We start from the raw sequence: 20,644 nt of genomic DNA, 5'->3' as shown, positions 1-20,644 counted from the left end.
ATTTTTGACTTGCCAATAATCGCGAATAGGCTTAGCTAATTCTGTCATGGCGGAGCTATTGCGATTAGAAAAAATTAATAAATTTTTTGGCTATCGGCGGGTATTGTCGGCGGTCAGCATGACGGTTCACGCCGGCGAATGCCATGTGTTGCTTGGCGATACTGGCTTCAGCCGCACCGCCTTGCTTCATATTTTGGCGGGCAAAATCCCATTCGATGGCGGGGCAATTTATTGGCAGAATAAAGATACCAGCCTCGACGGCGCAACGCCCCGCCTGGTCGAAGGCCTATCCCGCGCCAAGGATTCGGCCAAACATATGGTGCAAAACACCATGCAAACCATATCGGGCAAGTTGATGGAAATGGGCGGTAAAGCACCACCCCAGACTGCTAATATAAAATCGGCGGGGAAATCCGCCAAATCACCAATTGACGCTAAGACGACGGCTGGGGCAACGGCCAGCGCACCAACCCATAGGGTTCTTGACCACGTTGCCCTGCTGGATAACGGGCCAGGGTTATTGCCCAACGCAACCTTTATCGAAAATATCGCGATAATTTATCACCTGCCGCTGAATCGCAAACGGCACGATATTTTGCTTCGCGTCAACAGCATCATGGCGATTTATGGTTTTCATTTTTTCACCAATATTCCGGTCAGCGAATTGACAAGCAACGAGCGTTTCGAAGCCAACATCGTGCGTTGTTTGTTTAACAACCCTAGCCTTATGTTGATTGGCAATGTTGATAACCAAATTATATCATACGGCAAGGGCAAGTTTTATCGCCTGCTGAAGCAATGGCAAAAACAATCGATCGCTATTTTATACAGCACCGATTTTATCGACGAGGGCTTAAAAATTGCCGATGAGGTCACGCTGATAAAGCAAGGCCGTTGGGTGATGGATTTTGACCCGAAGAAAAAAAACAAAAAACAAATCGTCGATATTTTGAACGATGGAAAAAAAGAACTGCGCGGCATCAGCTACATCGACTCACAAAAAAAATTGCTGGTGGTCGACGGGTTAAATTACCACGGGGCGCATGGCACCGACCTTTCGAATATTAATTTCACCCTGCACGCCGGGGAGGTGATGGGCATCGTCGGCCTGCCGCACAATGGCGGCGATGAATTATTTTCTACCCTGCGCGGCGATGTTGCGGTCGCGCCGGCGATGATAAAATGGCACGGCGTCGAACCAATTGGCGATAAAGACGTGGTGGCGCGGCGTAAAAAACACATCGGCTTTGTTGCCAAAAATTGGCGGCAACAGGCGGTTATTAAGGATTTGGATGTGTTTGACAATGTGTTGAACCTTATGGCGGCGCGGTCGCAGGGGCAGCAATTCGGCATTATCAATAAAACCTATATTCGTGGCATCGCCGACAATATCATTAAAAAATACGACCTGCCGATTCACCCGCAACATCAATTGCTTCGTGAATTATCACAAAGCGACCTGCACAAATTCGTCCTCGGGCGCGAACTGAGTCTCATTCCCGAAACATTTATTCTTTACGAACCCTACGTCGGTGGCGATCGCGGCACGGTGCTTTTTACCCATCGCCTGGTCAATGATTTGGTGGAAAAAGGCGGCGGGGTAATTATCATGTCGCAAGATGTCGAGGAGATTTTTTCGGTTTGCGATACGGTGTATGTCTTGGCCAACGGTTTATTATCGCCACCATACCAAGTGAAGGAGCAAAGCAAGGATTTTATCGAATCCCTGATGGTGGGTTACGCGGCGCAGGTGGATAACACCGGCGCGGCGAACAGGTCAAAAAAATCGGCGAAGGGGGGCGCCTTGGTGTAAGCCATGATAAGCGTTATTGAAAAACATCACCTGTCGAAGGATCGCCAATGGTTGCCGGTTGTGGTTGCCTGCGGCCTTGCCCTGTTGTTGTTTTTTGCCTTGCTGGACTTGTGGCAAATCGGCTTTGGCCAGGCGGCTGTCGCCCTGGCCCAGGTTTTTACCGATAAAGAAAATTTGCTGTTGTTGCTGACCGCCGCCACACCATTTATATTTTGCGGCTTGGCGATTGTCATGGCTTTTCGCGCCGGTATTTATCATTTGGGGGCCGAGGCGCAATTTGTCGGCGGCATGATTATGGCGATTGGCGTGATTGAAAACACTATCGACTATCCGCATGCTTGGTTGTTGCCGGCGATAATATTGGCGTCAGCGGTGGGTGGTTCGGCGATAGCGTTGGTGATTGGCCTGTTGCGGCGTCAAACCGGCCTGCATGAGATTTTGAGCTCGGCGATTATGGTGATTGCGGCGCGGTGGTTGTTCGCGCCGGCGGCAAAATTGATTGACCCTAACCAACCACTGGACGATTCCTTGACGGCCATTAATATGTTATTGCCAGATGTATTTTTTGGTATTTTTCATTATGGTTTTTTCTACGCGTTGATGGTGGGGGTTATGGCGATGTTGTTGCATCGTTACCATATTATTTTTTTCCAATTAAAATTGATGGGTTATGGCCGCCACGCGATGGTCGAAACCGGTCAACAGGAAAAAAAGATCTATTGGTTTATTATGTTGGTTGGTGGCGGATTGGTCGGTATCGGCGGCGCGGTTGCCTTGCTCGACAATTGGGATGGGTTGCAGGCCGGCGGCGATAACCTCCTGCCGCCGCTGTGGGTCTTAACCATGGGGGCGGTGATTGTGGTTTACCTTGGCCGCATGACGCCGCTGGGGGTGGTGGCGATTAGCCTGTTGCTTGGGCTGGTGGTGGCGACGCTGAAAAACCTTGGTATAGCGATATTCGACCAAGGTTTTTTTGAGATATTCTGTTGCTTGGCATTTTTGTTATTGCTGTTGATTGATTTTTTATATCATTACGAAATCGACATGGCCGATATGTTGCAACGCGCGCGGCAAGAAAGCCTGTCGCCCGATGCGACCAAGGCGATGGCAAAGAAAAGGAAATTAAAATGATAGAGCAAGCATTTTTGCTTTGGTCGAACATTATCGCGATGGCGATGCCGCTGTGGCTGATGGGTCTAGGCCTGTTGTTGTGCCAGCGCGTCGGGTTATTGCAATGGGGGGTCGAGGGGGTGATATTATCGACCAACGCGGTGGTTTATTATTTTTTATTGCATGGCGACAATATAATTTTTGGTTTGGTGGTGGCGATGTTGTTGGCGATGTTGTTGGGCGGTTTGTATTTTTTATTGTCGCTTATTATAAAAATCAATTGGGTGTTATCTGGCCTAGCGGTTTTTTTTATCGGTCTGGCGATACAACGGGTTATTAACAATGCCGGTAACCAGCCATCGGCCAGTGGTAGCGACGATTTGCCCTTTGCCTTGCATTACGCCGCCCCCTACATGGTGATGATATTATTATTGGCTTCCGGGTTTTTCCTGCAACGGATGAAATGGGGCATGATTATTCGCGGCCTGGGCGATGAACCGCAGGCCTTGCAATCGCTTTACCCGATAAAAAAAATACAATTGCTGGTCAACATGCTTGGCATGGCATTGATAGGCCTGGGCATGGGCATGTCGGTGATGGTTCACCACAGCCCCAGCGTCATGGGCCAGGCGGGGGGCAGCGGTGATGTGGTCAGCAACAGCGGCCTTGGTTGGTTGTTGCTGGTGGTGGTGGCTTTGTCGGCTTGGTCGCCCTATCGATTATTGGCGGTGGTGGGCCTGCTGGCGGCGGCGGCGGTTTGCGGCAATGTCGCCATCGGCGTGTTATATGGCGTGGTGTTGTTGGTGTTCGTTTTTGTGTTGTCGCGCAAGGATTATTTCCGCGCCCACGCGCCAAAATCTTGGCGGCGTTTTTTCTACCCGATTATTGATTGATAAAATCCTGTAGCGGCCGATAATAATTTTCGGGGCCAACGGCGAAGGCATGTTGCACCAGCCTGCCGATTTCTTCGTAATAGCTATTGATGCCGGCCAAAAACCATTGCCCGGATTGTTGATAAAAAATTGGCCCGCCGCTGTCGCCAAATGTAATCAGGCAATTATGTTGCACGATGGAATTGCTGAGGGCGATAACCGCGCAAACATCGCCATAAAGTTTTTCGCGGTTCACGCCATAACCGGCCTGCGATAATGCTTGGCCGGCGGACGGGCTGGCCGCGGCAAGTGCCGGCAGGGTGATGCGCATTTTGTTTACGTCGACCGGCGTGGTCAGGGTGGCGAAGGCGTAATCGGTTTTTTGCATGCCTTGTCCTTTTAGGCTGGCAAGGAATTCAGCATCGGGGTAAGAAATTTTCGCCAGGGTAGACACGGTTTCCAGCTTGCCGCCCCGTTCCAATTGAAAGGCAACATCACCCGCCGCCACCGGTTTATTGCCGAAGAAGCTTTTGTTGATAAAGCAATGGCGCGCCGTAATAATCTTATTCGGCGCAATCAACACCGCGGTGCATATAGCATCGCCCTTGCCCTTGCTATTGCGCACCAACAATCGGCCGACCGCGTTCCATGGGGCTTGGGCGGGGTCGACCGCCAGGCGGGTTGCGCCGGTTGAGCGGCGATAATCGAGGTTGGAAAATTTTAAGCCGGTGGTTTTTGGAAAAAGCCAAACGATGGCGGCGATAATCACCAGCCAAAAAACAAGTGTTTTGGGAAATGATTTAAAAAAAGACATGAAGGTATAATATCTTTTGCTGTTATGGTTGCTTTTTTTGTAATTTCGCTTTATGCTTTATTACCATATTTGCACTGGCAAAATCCATGAAAAACTTTTATTATTAATAATGGGCAACAACATAACAACATAATAATTTTACGAAAGGATAAAACAAATGACAAAATTCTTAACCGAACAATTCTCGCTCTTCGGCTTTATCTATGGGCTGGTTGCCTGGGCGGTGGCCTTTCTTGCCGGCGGCATTTACATGCGGGTCATGGGAATTGCTGACAAAGAAACCGCCCTTGCCGATAATATGCTTCACATCATTGCTATTATTGTGTTGGTGATTGCGACGACCATTTTTTACCTGCGCTTGCGGGCGGGTGGCGATTTTTCCGCGTCGGTTGCCAATAGTTTCTTTGTCATTAACCTGGCGATGGATTTTGTTGTTTTGATATTGTTGATGGGGTTTGATTTTTCAAAATGGGCGATGGTCGGCATACCCGCTTATTTGATTATCTTTTACGGCCTTTACGCGCTGTTAAAGAATTAACATGGCAAAAGAAATTATTTTTCATTACGCGCCGCAATCGCGCGCCGAAACCACCCTTTGGGCATTGGAGGAGCTTGGCGCGCCCTATCAAATGAAATCCTATTCCCTGCCGAAAAAGGAACATAAAAAACCGGATTTTTTAAAAATAAACCCATTTGGCAAGGTGCCGGCCCTGGTGGTTGATGGCGTGGTGATAACCGAAAGCGCGGCGATATTGGCTTATTTGGGCGATGAATTTGCGGCCAAAAACCTTGCGCCAAAAGTTGGCGATAAAGAACGCGGCAGTTATTTTCGTTGGTTGTTTTTGTTGCCATCGGTGATGGAACCCTCGATGATGGATGCGCACCGCAAAATCGACACCGCCGAATCGGCGTCGCAATCTGGCTGGCCGCCCTTGGCCGATTTTGTCGCCCTGTTAACCGCAACCTTAGAAAACAACGATTACATCGCCGGCAAAAATTTTACCCTGGCCGATGTCGCGGTGGCCAGCACCCTCAACTGGGTCATGATGTGGGGCATGGTGCAAAAAACCGAGCTGTTTGAAAAATACATTGCCAAATGTTTTGCGCGCGATGCCAAACATCGGGCGTTAAAAATCAGCCAAGAGATTTTGGAAAAACAAAAGTAGATGGATAAGAAAGTTTTTTTGGCGGTTGATACCGACCAAGTTGATAAGGCGATGGCAATGATAACCCCATTGCAGGCGGGTTTAGCGGGGATAAAATTGGGATTAGAATTTTTCATGACCAATGGCGCGGGCGGCGTTGTGGCGGTGATGAAACAATTTCCGTCCTTGGCATTGTTCCTCGACCTAAAATTTCACGATATTCCAAACACGGTCGAACAGGCGGTGGCGGCGGTGTTACCCCTGTCGCCCAAATTTATGACTATCCATGCCAGCGGCGGGCCGGCGATGATAACCGCCGCCAAGCGGGCAATCACAAACGCTGGCCAAAAAACAAAATTGCTGGCGGTGACAATGCTGACCAGTTTGGACGATGGCGACCTGGCGCAATTATCGGTCGATAAAAAATCGGACGATTATATTTTATCGCTCGCCGCATTGGCCAAACAATCGGGTGCCGACGGCGTGGTGTGTGGCGGGGGAGAGGCCGCCATGTTGCGAAAAACCCTCGGCCAAGATTTTATTCTGATGTGCCCAGGCATAAGAATCGAGGTTGCAAATGCGGCCGACCAAAAACGCATCATGACGCCGCATGATGCCATCGCCGCCGGCGCGGATTATTTGGTGATGGGGCGCGGGCTTCGCGCCAGCGATAACCCGATGGCAACCTTGCAACAGATTAATAACCGGGCATTATGACAAAAATAAAAATTTGCGGATTAAAGGATGAGGCTGGGCTTAGTGCCGCCATCGATGCCGGTGCCGATTTTTTTGGCATGGTGATGGCCGAGGAATCACCGCGCCATATTGATATCGACGTCGCCAACCATTTGCTGGCGGTGGCCGGCAAAAAAATAAAATCGGTGTTGTTGTTGGTTAACCCGGCACTGGATGAGGCGACATACCTCGCCCGTGAATTAAACCCCTATGCCCTGCAATTGCATGGTGATGAGCCGGCCGATTTGTGCGCCGCGATTAAAAATCAGACGGGAAAAAAAATTATCAAGGCCATGCCGATAGCAACCGCCGATGATTTCGCGCGCCTTGAGGATTATACCCCGGCGGTGGATTATTTTTTATTCGACGCCAAACCAAATAAAAATCTATTGGATAATAATACCGCCGGCGATAAAAAAACGCCCGCCGATGCAAACCACGATTCACGCCATGGCGGGTTGGGGCGGGTGTTTGATTGGTCGTTGCTTGCCCATTATAATGCCTCATTGCCGTTTTTTTTGGCGGGCGGTTTAACACCCGATAATGTTGGGTTGGCGGTGGCCCAGGTGCAACAATTCGCGCCGCAATTTTTCGCGGTCGATGTTTCCACCGGCGTCGAGGAATCTTTGGGGAAAAAATCGCCGGCCAAAATAAAAAAATTCTGCCTGGCGGTCAACCGCGCCAGCAATCTGGCTGGCAACGCAGTCGGCAAGGCGGCAGGCAAGGCCAATCAAGCCTGAAGTTCTTAAAAAAATGTAAATAAGAATTGCTAAAAAGAAAAAAAATTGTTAAGCCAATAACATGACTGATTATAAAGTAAAAGACATCTCCCTTGCCGAATGGGGCATGAAGGAAATCGACATTGCCCATGGCGAAATGCCCGGGCTGATGGCACTGCGTGCCGAATATAGCAAATCAAAACCTTTGAAGGGTGCGAAAATCGCCGGTTGCTTGCATATGACGATTCAAACCGCGGTGCTAATCGAAACCCTTATCGATTTGGGCGCGTCGGTGCGCTGGTCGTCTTGCAATATTTTTTCCACCCAAGACCACGCCGCGGCCGCCATGGCAAAAATGGGCGTGCCGGTATTCGCGTGGAAGGGGATGAGTGAAGAAGAATTCTGGTGGGCTATTAAACAAACCATCACCGGCCCCGACGGCTGGCAATGCAATATGATATTGGACGACGGCGGTGATTTAACGCAAATCATGCACGAGGATGCAACATACCACCCAATTTTGAAAGAGGTGAAGGGCATCACCGAGGAAACCACCACCGGCGTTCTGCGGTTATACGACATGGCCAAGGCCGGCAAATTGATGACGCCGGCGATTAACGTGAACGATTCGGTTACCAAATCGAAATTCGATAACCTTTATGGTTGCCGCGAAAGCTTGGTTGACGCCATTCGCCGTGCGACCGACGTCATGATGGCGGGTAAGGTCGCGATGGTTTGTGGCTATGGCGATGTGGGTAAGGGCTCGGCCGCGTCGTTGCGCCAGGCCGGTTGCCGCGTGCTGGTGGCCGAAGTTGACCCGATATGCGCCCTGCAGGCATCGATGGAGGGTTACGAGGTTGTTACCATGGATAACGCCGCGCCGCGCGCCGATATTTTTGTCACCGCCACCGGTAACATCGACGTCATCACGCTCGACCATATGCGCCAAATGAAACACCGCGCGATTGTTTGCAACATCGGGCATTTTGATAGCGAGATTCAAATCAACCAACTGCGCAATTTTAAATGGCATAATATCAAGCCGCAGGTCGACGAAGTCGAAATGTCGGACGGCAAAAAAATTATTGTCCTGGCCGAGGGGCGTTTGGTCAATTTGGGTTGCGCCATGGGCCACCCGAGTTTTGTTATGTCGGCCAGTTTCAGCAACCAAGTGCTGGGGCAAATCGAACTGTGGAACAACAACAAAAATTATGAAAAGAAAGTTTATGTTCTGCCCAAGGAATTGGACGAAAAGGTTGCGATGTTGCACCTGGGGAAACTTGGCGCGCAATTAACCACCCTGAGCAAGGCACAGGCCGATTATATCGGGGTTAAGGAACGCGGGCCGTTTAAAAAAGACCATTATCGTTATTAAATTGTTGCATAGCATTTGGCGCGCGTTTTTTCTTTTACCGACTATAATGATACCATGGGGTTTGCCAAGCAATTGGCGGCAGATTTGTGGCGCGCAAAAAACGCGGCGCATGATTCGGCGCCACTCGCGCTATTGTTTGCCGGTGATTTGGGGGCGGGGAAAACCCATTTTATCAAGCAGGTGGTGGCGACGTGGCTTGGCGCAGAAAATAACATTCGCGTGACCAGCCCGACCTTTTCGCTTATCAATATCTATGAAAAAAATGGCGTGAAGATTCTGCATGGCGATTTTTATCGCTTGAAAAACGAAACCGAGGCCGAAGAATTAAACCTGTTTGATTATTATCGCGACCATCAGGCGGTTATCGAATGGCCAGAAAAAATTGCCGGTTGGTGGCCGCGCGATTATTTGCGGGTAACCATCGAACAGGCCGCCGGTAATCGGGGCGAATCGCCAATCAATATGCTTGAGCGACGCACCATTACCCTTGCGCCGCAGGGTGTGTTTTATGAAAATTTTTTGCAGGATGGTTTGCGCGATAAGATTTATCAGGCGCATGAAGCGAAAATCTAAAACAAAAATATCCGATTTTATCACCGCACCAGCCGCGCCAGGCCGATGAAACGCGCAAGGGCGGTTAGGGCACAAACCCCCGCCGCCAGCAAAGCCATGATGGAATAATATTGCGGCAGGGCGCAGGCGAGAAGGAAAAACCCGATGGTTTCGGTGCCCTCCATAATGCCGAAACTATAAAAAAAACCTTTGCTGGCTTGGAACGAATTTTTTTTGCTTGCCAATTTTTCGTGCACCGTGGCGGCGGCCAAAAATGAAACGGCCGTCATTAAAAAACCAAATAATAATATCGTGCTCGCCATGGCGTTTTGGTCGGGGGCGAATAACGCAAACCCAACCGGCACCAGCCCGTAAAAAACATAATCGTTGCTGATGTCGATAAAACCGCCGAGGGCATTTTTCTTTCCCGATAACCGCGCCAGTAGACCATCGAGCCCGTCGGTCAAGCGGTTGAGCAAGATAAAAACCATCGCCCAATAAAAATCGCCACGCGATAAGGCGATAAGCAACGGCAGGTTCAGCAAAAACCCAAGCAACGAGAGTTGGTTGGCGTTGAGGTGGATTTTTTTTAAAACCTTGGCGAGGCGTAACAACACCGGATCCAACAGGTTTCTGGCCAACCGATCAAGCATAATGATTTGGAAGATTTATTTTTTGCGGCTAAGTATAAAAAAATGCACCGGCGACACAAACAACGACAGGATATAAAGGGCGAGAATACCGAGCAACGCCATCCATTGGTAATGATAGAACGCGGCCGCGACAACCAGCAACAACCCAACGCCAAGCAAACGTTGGCCGTTGGTTTTTAAGGCTATCCCCTTGGTCGAGTAGGAGGGAAGCGAGCTGACCATCAGCAAGGCAACCACCACCAACCAGACGGCGATGATATTTGCCGGCAGTTCAAAATTGTCAGAATCAACCAGATACAGCACCAACGGCGTCAGGCACAGGCCGGCCGCGGCGGGGGTTGGCACGCCCTGGAAAAAATTTTTCCATTTGGCCGAACCGGTTTCGCCCATGGTGTTGAACCGCGCCAAGCGAAAGGCACCGGCCACGATAAACAACAGGGTGGTCGCCCAACCCCATAGTTTCAATTCATAAAGGCTAAATTGATACATGATGAAGGCCGGCGAGACGGCGAAATTTAAAAAATCGGCCAGCGAATCAAGTTGCGCGCCAATCGGCGACACGGCGTTTAATTTGCGCGCCACCCAACCATCCAAATTATCCAACAACGCCGCGCCAGCAATAAACAAAATGGCAACCGCGTAATCGCTGTCGACCGACACGGCGCGAATCGCCGACAGGCCCAAACAAATTGCCGACAGGGTAAGCAGGCTGGGGATGATAATCGGCCAATAAAAATGTTGAAAAAATGTTTGATAATTCTTTTTGGTTTGTTGGCCAAGCCTTTGCTTGCCAGCTGATTTTTTTGTTGTTGATTTTGTTGATTTTTTCATCGCCATTTTTTTCGTTACTTTTTTCATTGGGAATCCCCTCCAAGCTGTTATATTTGCTATAGACTATTTTTTTAGTTCTGCCAAGCGGGTTTCGCCGGCCACGGCGGTTTGCCCAACCGCGACCAACACCCGATAATTGGCGGGCAAAAACACATCGACCCGCGAGCCAAACCTTATCATGCCGAAACGTTGCGCCGCCGGCCATTTACTGCCCGCCGCCGCGTTGCACAAAATACGCCGCGCCACCAACCCTGCTATCTGCACCAACCCGATGTTGGTGTTGTGGCTGGTTTTTAACCACAGCGATTGCCGTTCGTTTAAATCGCTGGCTTTATCAAATGATGCATTTAAAAACTGCCCCTTGTGGTAATGGTTCAACACCACCGTCGCGGCGCATGGCATGCGGTTAACATGGACATTAAACACATTCATAAAAATACTGACGCGGGTGTAGGATTTCGCACCGGCGATGGCGCGCAATTCGCGGGGCAGGGGTTTTATCGCCACGGTTTGCACCACGCCGTCGGCCGGGCTGATGATGCAATTTTTATCGGCTGGCGGCACGCGGTCGGGATCGCGAAAAAAATAAATACACCATAATGTCAGGGGGATGGTGATAATAAGCAACCACGGCGTTAAGAATGCCGAACCCAACGCCACCGCCGCAAACAAAATAATAAACGGCCAACCCGCCGGGTGGATGGGAACAATGATATCGGTGATGCCGCCAGATTTTTTTCGCATGATAATAACAACTTGATTGAGACAAATCGTTAGGTTTTTTTCAAAAAATAGTCAAGCATTTGTGGTGTTTTTTGTTAATTATCTTTTATCTGACAAAACAATCAGCGCGCTCATGCCCTTAGCCGCTCCCAGATTTTTTTATAGAGGCGATGGCGCGTAATTATTTAGTGTTTTTTCAAAATTGCTATAAAGAACCATCTTACAAGAAACTTTATTGCCGTTACTGCTATCAATATCAAGCTTTCCTATTGATGATACTCTCTCAAAAGAAAAATTGGTGCTAACCATTTCCATAAGTTTTGTCTTATACTCCGTATCTTCATTTCCTGCCAAATGATTACCCTTGCCTTCCCACACACAAATTTCATTTCTTGCGCTATTAAGAAAAAATATAAAATCAGGATAGACTCGTTCCTTTCGCCACCCTTGCAAATGATAATGCCCATCTTCAACGCAATTTCTAAACCACCAGTTAACTTGCTCATCTAACATAACGGCAACGGCTTCTTCAGCATCATTAAACCCATCATCAAAAATTGGATTGTCGAACAAACTATTTTGCACCGGCTTAGAATCATTTCTTAAAATTAACTTTCCATCTTTTTTAGATTTTATTGCATAGGGCATGCTCCAACCAAGCAAATCATCACTTCGCAAATGAAAAGTTATTTTTCCATTTTTTAGATTTTCTTTGAAATATATTTCTGCTTGTTCATCAGATTTTTTAATCAGTGATGTTCTAAATTGTTTGATGATATTAAAATATTGCGTGTCAATTTGTTCCCTTGTCCATTTTTTTAATAAGGCGATTTGTAAATTCTTGACCAATTCATAACCTACCCATGGATTCAAAATAATGTCATTGATGGCGCGCACCGCATCAGAAATTATAAAATCCTTTTTTAATTCTTCTGCTTTCAACCTGCCCTCTATCGTATCATTCTTAAGTAAATCATTACCAAAAGAAATCGTATAATTTTGAGCTTGCGAATTGTAAGGCGAAATAAAATTAGCAATTTCCTGCATGTCAATTTTTAGCCAATCGATATATGCTAAAATGTCAGATTCATATTGCAATGCACGCGGTTCTTTATCGCCCGTCCAAACAACATTTGGTAAAACAATTTTTGTATTTTTAAATTTATCGCGTCTTTTGATTGTAATATATTCCAGCAACGAATTATCATCATCATTCGCTACATTTATTTGATAGGCAACATCACCCAGCCCCTCATTTTCCAGCGATGATTTTATTTTTTTGATAAGGTCGTTGGTTTCTTTATGTAAGCAAAAAACATAACTTTGATTTAATTCTTCAACTTTTGATTTTGTCGCATGGGGTTGGCGCAACACCCGCCCCAATAATTGCGTAATGGCGGTCAGGCTTTTGCTCGATGATAAACTAACCAAAATATAGGCAAATGGGCAATCCCACCCTTCCTGCAATGCCGATTTTGTAATGATGGCACGCACCGCGCAATTCGCCGCCAACAGGTCGATGTTTTCCAATTCATTATTATTGGCAGATTTTATTTTAATTTCGTTCTCTTTTAATCCCAATTTCAATAGCTGTTCTTTCGCATCCTCGGCATGAATCACTTTGCCATCGCGTTGGTCTGCACCGGTGCGCTCGACCTGCACCAACATTATTGGTCGGATAATCCGACTGGTATCGGCAAAATGTTGTTTCGATTTTTCTGCCAAATCATTTAATTTATCAAGCGATTGCCGTAAAATATCTTGCCATTTCTCATCGTTGCTCACTTTAACATTGATAGGAATTTTAATCATGCCCTCGCGCAATAATTGGCTACCGGTGATTTTAACCAATTCATTTGGCGATTGCGTCGCGCCGTTTTCAAATTTATAATCTTGGGGCGTGGCGGATAATTCCAAAATAAATTTTGGGTTAAATGTTTCCAATGTTTTTGTCGCCTTGATAGATGTTGCCTTATGCTGTTCGTCCATCACGATAACCGGCCTTATCATGCGCAACATATTACCCAATGAATTTTTGATTATCGGTATAAAATTGCTACCATGAATATCTAAGTTTGGTATTTTTTCTAACAACGATTTGTTGGCCTGATAATCGCTTTCAAGCGGGAAGAATCCATGATAATCACCCCGCGCCTTGAAAACTTTTAAAGTTTCTTTCGTTTCGCGATTGCTTGATTGCAACATCATCACCATGATGCACAAATTTTCATCTACCATTTGTCTGGTTATTCTATCTTCCTTGGTTAAAATTCTAACCTTGCCACGGAACGCTGGGTTTAAAAATTTGCGATAGGGGTGTTCGTTATCTTTTAATGTTTTTAATGTTTGGCTGTAGATTGCTTCGTTCGGCACTATCCACAAAACAAAACCATTTTGTTGATTGATATAATGGTAAAAAATTTTAATCACCGACAGGGTCGCCAGCAATGTCTTGCCGCCACCGGTCGGCACTTTATAACAAACCGCGGGTATGGATAAACCAAACGCGTCCTTGCGCGCGGTGAATTTTTCATTGCAAACCTCTCTAAATGCTTTTTCGGTCCAATCATGGTCCAGCGTCGCCTTGACACCAGCCTTTGCCAATTTCTCCTGCTGTTCCAAATAATCAACGCGGGTAGTTGCCAATTTTTCCAAATAATGTTCAAACAAATTAAGGGCATTTGTTTGATATTCTTTTAATTCAAAATGTTCAAACATGGCGGTTACCCCAATTTAAACAATGCAAATGGTAATGGGGCGAATCTTATATTATGTTTTTTTAACATGTCGTTCGGCACAAAACATGCTGGGGCATAAATCATGATATTGGTTGATGGATGCTGTGCGCTTAATTCTTCCATGCGATTGGTGTTAAGGCAGGATTCATGCGACAACAAAAAATTTTTATTGGGTTTATAAAAACAAAAAACCAATTCGCCGTCTTTTTCACCGATAATAAATTCTTTTTCATTGCATTGTTTTTCGTCAAAGGCAGTCGCCGCAAACAAATTCCAAACCAGCCCGGCAAATTCTTTATATGACGGCAAATCTTTGCCGGCCAGCAAGCTATCAAAATCTATCGGATTGCTTAATTCGCAAAATGTAAATTCGCCGCCCAAGCCATTTTTTATTTCTTCATTTTTGGCGGTGGGCACGCCCTTTATCACGCGGCGCACCCGTTCGGCGGTTATGTTGTCGGCGTAATCTTCGCATTCGATTAAAATAAATTTGCGGTCGCCGCCATTTTCCTTATTCAATGCCAACACAGCATGGGCGGTGGTGCCCGACCCAGCAAAGGAGTCGAGGATGATGGAATTTTTATTGGTTGCAATTTGAATTATATTTTTTATCATCTGTGCGGGTTTAGGAAAGTCAAAGATTTTTTTATTAAAAATATCTTTTAATAAAAGTGTTCCCTTTTCATTATTAACTTCCTTATCACTCCAAATTGAACGAGCCATCTTACTTTTTTCTCTATACTTTTCTACAATTTGCCATTGACCTTCTTCTTTCATTTTTTTACCAACAATTTCTTTATTTATAAACCTACTAGATTTTTCTATTCCCCATCTCCAAACCGTTTTAATTCCCTGCGATTCTTTAGGAAAAATTTCAACCCATCCTTTTTTGGCCTCAAGGCTTATTTTGTATAAATTGTTTTTATCATGCGAATTAGGATTGATATAAAATGGATAATATAAATTCGGACGATTATTTATATTAAAAGCTATATTTCTATTCCTTAATTCTCTAGTTTCAAAATCTCCATCTTCATCTTTAAAAGGAAAAGTTTTATCAGGTTCGGGTAAATTATTTAATATAGCATTTTGTGTTTTTTTATAAACAAGAACATAATCGTGCATTTTTGCTATACCGCCATAATCTCTGCCTCTAGGATTGCTAGCAATGGCAATCAACTCTACAAAATTCCCCTCACCAAAAATTTCATCCATCATCATGCGTAAATGATGCACTTCGTTATCGTCGATGGAAATAAATATTGCGCCATCATCGGCCAATAATTGGTGAAGCAGGGTAAGGCGCGGCCACATCATGCAACACCATTTTTCGTGCCGTTCCATGTCTTCGTTATTAACCGGGTTATTGCTTAGCCAATCTTTCAGATATGGCATGTTCACATTATCGTTGTAACTCCAGCCCTCGTTCCCCGTGTTATAGGGCGGGTCGATGTAAATGCAATTCACGCGGCCTTCATACCTTGGCAACAACGCCTTTAGCGCGCGTAAATTATCGCCGTGAATTATTAAATTGTCGTCAAGCCGTGGTTGCCCACCCTTTGTGATGACAGATTTTTTTGCATCAGGTTTCAATTCCGAATAAGGAACAGACAAATGATGGTTATAAACAAACTCTTTGCCCCTAAAATGCAACTGAGTCATGGATAACAACTCCCTCCTTAATTATTATCTGCAATACGCCTTAGGTTGATTTATTACTTTTTGCAACGTCTTTCCCTTATCTTTTTAGCAATCACCGCCGAATGTTTTTGCTTTGCCGGGCTTGATTTGCTAAAAAAAAACCGGGGCAATGCCGTGCGCAATAGCGATTGTGCGCTATCATATATAATAGCAGGAGAATGCAATGAGCAATGCCACCAACAAGCCAAATATCGTTTTTATTTTGGTTGACCAATTAACCGCCATGGCCTTGCGTGCTTATAATAAGGACGCGGTTACCATCGCCCCAACCTTGGATAAGATGTTGGCCGGCGGTATAGTTTTTCAAAATGCCTATTGCTCGTCGCCACTGTGCACGCCATCGCGTTACGGCGTGATGACCGGCCAATATGTTAAAAACCACCATGGTTATGATAATTCGGCCTTGATTCATTCCTTGAAGCCAACCTTTGCTCATTATGCACGCCTCGCCGGTTATGAAACAATTTTGGCGGGCAAGATGCATTTTGTCGGCCCCGACCAATTGCACGGTTTCGAGCGTCGCCTGACCACCGATTGTTACCCGGCCGATTTCGGTTGGGTGCCCGATTGGCAACACCCGCGCGAACGTATCGACCTGTGGTATCACAATATGTCGTCGGTGAAACAATCGGGCGTCGCCGCCATTACCAACCAACTTGAATATGATGACGAGGTTTTGGCCAACACCAAACGCACGTTGTATCAATTGGCGCGGCGCGATGAAAAAACCGCCCGGCCGTTTTTGCTGACCATCGGGTTTATTCACCCCCATGACCCCTATGTCGCGCGGCAACAATATTGGGACCAATATAACGACGTGAAGATTCCCCTGCCCACCAGCAAGCGACCCAAAACGTTGGACAACGACCCCCATTCCTTGCGGTTGGAACGGGCGATTGACCTTGACCGCGTTGACATTACCGACGATGATATTATTCGGTCGCGTCGCGCCTACTTCGCCAATGTCACGATGATAGATGATTACGTGGCGCAGATTATGGCGGTGTTGGAAGAAAATGGCCAGTTGGATAACACGATGATTGTTTTTTCGTCCGACCATGGTGATTTTTTGGGCGAGCGCGGCCTGTGGTATAAAATGAGCTTCCTTGATTACCCGTCGAAAGTGCCGTTGGTTTTTTATCAACCGACAAAATTTGGCCATCGGGTGGTGGAACAGCCGGTGTCGTTGATTGATTTACTGCCGACCTTTAACGATATTACCGGTTACAGGGGCGACCTGGCCGATGTGGTCGACGGGGTTAGCCTGGCCGCGATGCTGACCGATAAGAGAGACAATAAAATCGCCCGCGATTATGTCATCACCGAATATTGCGCCGAGGGGGCGATAGAACCGATGGTGATGGTGCGCGGCCGGCATTTGAAATATATCTATGCCCCCAGCGACCCCGAGTTATTATATTTATGCAGTGATAAGGACGGCGGCGAGGAGGCCATCGCCCTAACCGATAAAAAATATGAAAAGGAATTAACCACCATGCGCGCCCTGGCCCAAAAACATTGGGATGACGCCGGCGGGGTCGAGGCGGTGCGGCAAAAGATATTGGCCAATCAACATGCGCGGCGGATTATTCACGCGTCGTTGCGGTTGGGCGATTATTACGCGTGGGATTTCCAACCGCACCGCGACGCCACCGTGGAATACACGCGGTCGCACCTTGACCTGACCAGTTTTGACACCCTGTCGCGCTTTCCCCGCCCGCCAAAATTTCCATAACGATTTTTTTATCAAATAAAATATGTTTGACAACAATATCCTTTTTAACTAAAATTTGGTTATGAAAAATATTTTACACAATAGGTTTGTAGCAATCTTTATTGGGTTGCTGGTGGCCTTTGTCGTTATGACATTGTTTGAATTTGTCAATTACGTGCTTTATCCTTTTCCCCAAGACATGGATAAAATGGACATGGTGGCGTTAAAATCCTTTACCGATGGGTTGCCACTGACGGCGTTCCTGATGGTGCTGGCGGGTTGGTTTTTTGGTGGCATGGCGGGTGGTTACGTGGCTTGCAAATTATCCGGGCGGGGGCAGTCATTGTCTATTGCGATAGGGTTTTTATTATTTATCTTTGGCTTGATAAATTGTTTTGTGTTGTTGCCCGGCATTCACCCAACATGGTTTTTGTGGGTGGGGTTGCCATTATTGTTGGTGTCGCCCTGTGCGGGTCATGCCTTAAGCAAAAAACATTAAAAGCTATTTTATTGCTTGACAAGATAGTATTTTTGTCATAGGGGAATATAGTTATATCTTGGGTAAAAACTCGATAGGCAGATAATGTGTGCTCGCCCAGATATACAAACTCACAAGTGCAGATAAGTTTAACCGGTTAACGCTGGCGGAGCTTGGGTGCACTATCATTATCTGTTAAAAATTAATTTTACTTAGGGAGAAAAAAATGACCAAAGCAAAATTTGAAAGAAATAAGCCGCATTGTAATATCGGCACCATCGGACACGTGGACCACGGCAAGACAACCTTGACCGCGGCCATCACCAAGGTTCTTGCGGATATGGGTCAAGCCGAATTTAAAGGCTACGCCGATATCGACAAAGCACCAGAAGAAAAAGAACGTGGTATTACCATTAACACGGCCCACGTTGAATACGAAACCAGCAAACGCCATTACGCGCACGTTGATTGCCCGGGCCACGCCGATTATGTGAAAAACATGATCACTGGTGCCGCGCAAATGGACGGTGCGATTTTGGTGGTCAGCGCGGCCGACGGCCCGATGCCACAAACCCGCGAACATATCTTGCTTGCCCGCCAAGTCGGCGTGCCGGCGTTGGTGGTGTTCATGAACAAAATCGACCAAGTCGATGACGCCGAATTGGCCGAATTGGTTGAGGTCGAAATTCGTGATTTGCTCACCAAATATAACTTTCCTGGCGATAAAACGCCAATTATTAAGGGTTCGGCTTTGGCCGCGCTCGAAGGTCGCGATGACGAAATTGGCAAAAACGCCATTTTGAAATTGATGGACGCGGTTGATGAATTCATTCCGCAACCAGCTCGCCCGATTGATAAACCATTCTTGATGCCGATTGAAGACGTGTTTTCTATCGAAGGTCGCGGCACCGTCGTGACCGGCCGTGTTGAACGTGGCCAAGTCAAGGTGGGCGAGGAAGTCGAAATTGTCGGCTTGCGCGACACCAGCAAAACCGTGGTTACCGGCGTTGAAATGTTCCGCAAACTGCTTGACAGCGGTCAAGCGGGCGACAACATTGGCGCGTTGTTGCGCGGCGTTGACCGGACCGGCGTTGAACGCGGTCAGGTTTTGGCCGCCACGGGTTCGATTAAACCGCACAACAAGTTTGAATGTGAAGTTTACATTCTGACCAAGGATGAAGGCGGTCGTCACACCCCATTTATGAACAATTATCGTCCACAATTTTATTTCCGCACAACCGATGTGACCGGCACGGTCGAATTGGCCAAGGGCACGGAAATGGTTATGCCTGGCGATAACACAAAAATGACGGTCGAATTGATTGCGCCAATCGCGATGGATGAAGGTTTACGCTTCGCCATTCGTGAAGGTGGCCGCACCGTTGGTTCGGGCGTGGTTAGCAAGGTTCTTGCCTAACGCCAAAGAAATTGTTTTAATTTCACAGACTGCCCTCAAGCAGCGTAAGCGATAGGGCAGATAAATTGCCCTCAAGCAGCGTCAGCGATAGGGCAAAAAAAATTAAGCCACCTTGTTTTTTTAACAAGGTGGCTTTTTTTTTGGGGGCAGTTCTGCTACAGCAACAGCGTGTTTGGTGATAGTTGCTTTGCGATTATCAACCGACATGGTGTAACCTTAAGGAAAGCGAGGACGCCTTGGGTTTTGTTGCACGAATTTATTTCGGGGCAACATGTTGAAATAGCGTTTGGTAATCATCGCCGGAGGCGGTTATTACCCGACAAATTGTAGGGGTGTAGCTCAATTGGTAGAGCGTCGGTCTCCAAAACCGAAGGTTCCGGGTTCGATTCCCTGCGCCCCTGCCACAACATATGTGCGCAATGCGCGCACAAACTGCCGTAGTTGAGAAGAGGGCGGTTGGGGTTACCTCGGTTTGCGGTCGTAGGTTCTGACGCTGTGAGTTATTATCGGTGTTTGCGCATTACCACCATTGTTGCTTTGGCTACCCTGGCTAGGCGTGCCTTGACTTCTTGCACCACTGTTGCCACTGTTGTTATTGCCACTATTATTATTTTGATTATTGGTCATGTATGATGCTCCATAGGGTTATTATAAGTTGCAATATAGCAAATTTTATTATTAAATCAAATAAGTAATTTGCTGTTTTTGATTTTTTAGATAATAATTTTTCTAATTCATCTCTAAAAGAAATATATGTTGTGAATAATAAATTTACATATTCAAGATGATTAATTTCTGTAACGCTGGAGATATTAGCAACATTTGGGTATCCTTTTTCAATTTTTGAGTTTTTGATATTATCAATAGAAAGAAAGAATAGTTTTCCACCTAAATAAATAAGCGAAGATAGGCAAAAGAAATATAGAACACTAAAACAAGTTATATTGTTCAAATAAAATAAAAATAATTTAGCAATGGATTCAAGTTTCAAGAATGATATTGCACCCAAGGTAAAAACAAATGCCCAATATGATTTGGTTGTTTCGGTAGCTATCCTGCTTTTTAATTCATTGATGTCATCTTTAAGAACTTCTAAAGCATGACTCTTTATTGTGATAAGGGTATTAATATTTTTTTTATTTACTGGCATAAGAACATATTCTGAATAGTATTGATTTTAGCGCGCCAAAAGCGTCACATCGTCGGCGGTGATGGTGGCGGCGGTGGACATGATGACGGCGCGGTGCATGGCGT

20 protein-coding genes and 1 tRNA gene are annotated in these 20,644 nt (G+C 46.5%); 13 read left to right on the top strand and 8 right to left on the bottom strand.

Going from position 1 to position 20,644, the window contains the following annotated elements:
* Nucleotides 1-46: 46 nt before the first annotated feature.
* From QM529_00105 to QM529_00095, 3 genes are read left to right on the top strand one after another with little or no spacing between them, the layout of a single operon-like run.
* Nucleotides 47-1,813, top strand: a complete 1,767-nt coding sequence (locus QM529_00105; protein MDI9313071.1) for an ATP-binding cassette domain-containing protein — start codon at nucleotides 47-49, stop codon at nucleotides 1,811-1,813.
* Nucleotides 1,814-1,816: 3 nt separating this feature from the next.
* Nucleotides 1,817-2,944: a hypothetical protein gene (locus QM529_00100; protein ID MDI9313070.1), complete on the top strand. Its 1,128-nt coding sequence runs from the start codon at nucleotides 1,817-1,819 to the stop codon at nucleotides 2,942-2,944.
* Nucleotides 2,941-3,816 (top strand): hypothetical protein, encoded by an 876-nt coding sequence (locus QM529_00095; protein ID MDI9313069.1) that lies wholly within the window; start codon nucleotides 2,941-2,943, stop codon nucleotides 3,814-3,816. Before QM529_00100 ends, QM529_00095 begins: the two co-directional genes overlap by 4 nt.
* Here the strand turns inward: QM529_00095 and QM529_00090 are convergent.
* Nucleotides 3,806-4,609 (bottom strand): trypsin-like serine protease, encoded by an 804-nt coding sequence (locus tag QM529_00090; GenBank protein ID MDI9313068.1) that lies wholly within the window; start codon nucleotides 4,607-4,609, stop codon nucleotides 3,806-3,808. The genes QM529_00095 and QM529_00090 overlap by 11 nt on opposite strands.
* Nucleotides 4,610-4,766: 157 nt before the next feature.
* On the opposite strand from QM529_00090, the gene QM529_00085 reads away from it, so the two are divergent.
* The 6 genes from QM529_00085 (at nucleotide 4,767) to tsaE (ending at nucleotide 9,156) form a co-directional block, all read left to right on the top strand.
* Nucleotides 4,767-5,147 (top strand): hypothetical protein, encoded by a 381-nt coding sequence (locus tag QM529_00085; protein MDI9313067.1) that lies wholly within the window; start codon nucleotides 4,767-4,769, stop codon nucleotides 5,145-5,147.
* A gap of 1 nt (nucleotide 5,148) precedes the next feature.
* Entirely contained in the window at nucleotides 5,149-5,775 is a 627-nt protein-coding gene (locus QM529_00080; GenBank protein ID MDI9313066.1) for a glutathione S-transferase, read from the top strand.
* A complete protein-coding gene (gene pyrF / locus QM529_00075) occupies nucleotides 5,776-6,471 on the top strand; it encodes an orotidine-5'-phosphate decarboxylase (protein MDI9313065.1) in 696 nt (231 codons plus the stop codon).
* Nucleotides 6,468-7,229, top strand: a complete 762-nt coding sequence (locus QM529_00070) for a phosphoribosylanthranilate isomerase (GenBank protein ID MDI9313064.1) — start codon at nucleotides 6,468-6,470, stop codon at nucleotides 7,227-7,229. The genes pyrF and QM529_00070 overlap by 4 nt, the downstream gene beginning before the upstream one ends.
* A gap of 61 nt (nucleotides 7,230-7,290) precedes the next feature.
* On the top strand, nucleotides 7,291-8,583 hold the full coding sequence (ahcY, locus tag QM529_00065) for an adenosylhomocysteinase (GenBank protein ID MDI9313063.1): 1,293 nt from the start codon (nucleotides 7,291-7,293) through the stop codon (nucleotides 8,581-8,583).
* 15 nt (nucleotides 8,584-8,598) lie between these two features.
* The gene (gene tsaE, locus QM529_00060; protein ID MDI9313062.1) at nucleotides 8,599-9,156 is read left to right on the top strand and encodes a tRNA (adenosine(37)-N6)-threonylcarbamoyltransferase complex ATPase subunit type 1 TsaE; all 558 of its coding nucleotides are present in this window, start codon (nucleotides 8,599-8,601) and stop codon (nucleotides 9,154-9,156) included.
* A gap of 20 nt (nucleotides 9,157-9,176) precedes the next feature.
* Here tsaE and QM529_00055 read toward each other — a convergent pair whose 3' ends face one another.
* The 5 genes from QM529_00055 to QM529_00035 form a co-directional block, all read right to left on the bottom strand.
* A complete protein-coding gene (locus tag QM529_00055) occupies nucleotides 9,177-9,788 on the bottom strand; it encodes a CDP-alcohol phosphatidyltransferase family protein (protein ID MDI9313061.1) in 612 nt (203 codons plus the stop codon).
* Nucleotides 9,789-9,803: 15 nt separating this feature from the next.
* Entirely contained in the window at nucleotides 9,804-10,646 is an 843-nt protein-coding gene (locus QM529_00050; GenBank protein MDI9313060.1) for a phosphatidylcholine/phosphatidylserine synthase, read from the bottom strand.
* Between the two features lie 36 nt (nucleotides 10,647-10,682).
* Entirely contained in the window at nucleotides 10,683-11,363 is a 681-nt protein-coding gene (locus QM529_00045) for a phosphatidylserine decarboxylase (protein MDI9313059.1), read from the bottom strand.
* A 138-nt stretch (nucleotides 11,364-11,501) separates the two neighbouring features.
* Nucleotides 11,502-14,060, bottom strand: coding sequence for a DEAD/DEAH box helicase family protein (locus tag QM529_00040; protein ID MDI9313058.1), 2,559 nt, complete (start codon nucleotides 14,058-14,060; stop codon nucleotides 11,502-11,504).
* Between the two features lie 5 nt (nucleotides 14,061-14,065).
* A complete protein-coding gene (locus QM529_00035) occupies nucleotides 14,066-15,742 on the bottom strand; it encodes a site-specific DNA-methyltransferase (protein MDI9313057.1) in 1,677 nt (558 codons plus the stop codon).
* Nucleotides 15,743-15,944: 202 nt separating this feature from the next.
* On the opposite strand from QM529_00035, the gene betC reads away from it, so the two are divergent.
* From betC to QM529_00015, 4 genes are all read left to right on the top strand, one after another.
* Nucleotides 15,945-17,516 (top strand): choline-sulfatase, encoded by a 1,572-nt coding sequence (gene betC, locus QM529_00030; protein ID MDI9313056.1) that lies wholly within the window; start codon nucleotides 15,945-15,947, stop codon nucleotides 17,514-17,516.
* A 61-nt stretch (nucleotides 17,517-17,577) separates the two neighbouring features.
* A complete protein-coding gene (locus tag QM529_00025; GenBank protein MDI9313055.1) occupies nucleotides 17,578-17,994 on the top strand; it encodes a hypothetical protein in 417 nt (138 codons plus the stop codon).
* A 205-nt stretch (nucleotides 17,995-18,199) separates the two neighbouring features.
* Nucleotides 18,200-19,390, top strand: a complete 1,191-nt coding sequence (tuf, locus tag QM529_00020) for an elongation factor Tu (GenBank protein MDI9313054.1) — start codon at nucleotides 18,200-18,202, stop codon at nucleotides 19,388-19,390.
* Nucleotides 19,391-19,718: 328 nt separating this feature from the next.
* Nucleotides 19,719-19,794, top strand: a tRNA-Trp gene (locus QM529_00015).
* Between the two features lie 58 nt (nucleotides 19,795-19,852).
* Here the strand turns inward: QM529_00015 and QM529_00010 are convergent.
* Both QM529_00010 and QM529_00005 read right to left on the bottom strand, forming a co-directional pair.
* Nucleotides 19,853-20,017 carry a hypothetical protein gene (locus tag QM529_00010; protein ID MDI9313053.1) on the bottom strand — a complete coding sequence of 55 codons (165 nt, stop codon included), beginning with the start codon at nucleotides 20,015-20,017 and terminating at the stop codon, nucleotides 19,853-19,855.
* The gene (locus tag QM529_00005; GenBank protein ID MDI9313052.1) at nucleotides 20,007-20,540 is read right to left on the bottom strand and encodes a hypothetical protein; all 534 of its coding nucleotides are present in this window, start codon (nucleotides 20,538-20,540) and stop codon (nucleotides 20,007-20,009) included. Before QM529_00005 ends, QM529_00010 begins: the two co-directional genes overlap by 11 nt.
* Nucleotides 20,541-20,644 lie beyond the last annotated feature (104 nt).

It is taken from the genome of Hydrotalea sp., assembly GCA_030054115.1.
Lineage (GTDB): Bacteria > Pseudomonadota > Alphaproteobacteria > JASGCL01 > JASGCL01 > JASGCL01.
This window is presented reverse-complemented; position numbering and strand designations above follow the sequence as displayed.

Coding starts and splice junctions, on each gene's coding strand:
- QM529_00010 (MDI9313053.1), bottom strand. CDS start 20,017: ATGACCAATAATCAAAATAATAATAGTGGCAATAACAACAGTGGCAAC.
- QM529_00035 (MDI9313057.1), bottom strand. CDS start 15,742: ATGACTCAGTTGCATTTTAGGGGCAAAGAGTTTGTTTATAACCATCAT.
- QM529_00045 (MDI9313059.1), bottom strand. CDS start 11,363: ATGCGAAAAAAATCTGGCGGCATCACCGATATCATTGTTCCCATCCAC.
- QM529_00100 (MDI9313070.1), top strand. CDS start 1,817: ATGATAAGCGTTATTGAAAAACATCACCTGTCGAAGGATCGCCAATGG.
- QM529_00085 (MDI9313067.1), top strand. CDS start 4,767: ATGACAAAATTCTTAACCGAACAATTCTCGCTCTTCGGCTTTATCTAT.
- QM529_00040 (MDI9313058.1), bottom strand. CDS start 14,060: ATGTTTGAACATTTTGAATTAAAAGAATATCAAACAAATGCCCTTAAT.
- pyrF (MDI9313065.1), top strand. CDS start 5,776: ATGGATAAGAAAGTTTTTTTGGCGGTTGATACCGACCAAGTTGATAAG.
- QM529_00080 (MDI9313066.1), top strand. CDS start 5,149: ATGGCAAAAGAAATTATTTTTCATTACGCGCCGCAATCGCGCGCCGAA.
- QM529_00105 (MDI9313071.1), top strand. CDS start 47: ATGGCGGAGCTATTGCGATTAGAAAAAATTAATAAATTTTTTGGCTAT.
- QM529_00050 (MDI9313060.1), bottom strand. CDS start 10,646: ATGAAAAAAGTAACGAAAAAAATGGCGATGAAAAAATCAACAAAATCA.
- ahcY (MDI9313063.1), top strand. CDS start 7,291: ATGACTGATTATAAAGTAAAAGACATCTCCCTTGCCGAATGGGGCATG.
- QM529_00005 (MDI9313052.1), bottom strand. CDS start 20,540: ATGCCAGTAAATAAAAAAAATATTAATACCCTTATCACAATAAAGAGT.
- QM529_00095 (MDI9313069.1), top strand. CDS start 2,941: ATGATAGAGCAAGCATTTTTGCTTTGGTCGAACATTATCGCGATGGCG.
- QM529_00090 (MDI9313068.1), bottom strand. CDS start 4,609: ATGTCTTTTTTTAAATCATTTCCCAAAACACTTGTTTTTTGGCTGGTG.
- tuf (MDI9313054.1), top strand. CDS start 18,200: ATGACCAAAGCAAAATTTGAAAGAAATAAGCCGCATTGTAATATCGGC.
- betC (MDI9313056.1), top strand. CDS start 15,945: ATGAGCAATGCCACCAACAAGCCAAATATCGTTTTTATTTTGGTTGAC.
- QM529_00055 (MDI9313061.1), bottom strand. CDS start 9,788: ATGCTTGATCGGTTGGCCAGAAACCTGTTGGATCCGGTGTTGTTACGC.
- QM529_00070 (MDI9313064.1), top strand. CDS start 6,468: ATGACAAAAATAAAAATTTGCGGATTAAAGGATGAGGCTGGGCTTAGT.
- QM529_00025 (MDI9313055.1), top strand. CDS start 17,578: ATGAAAAATATTTTACACAATAGGTTTGTAGCAATCTTTATTGGGTTG.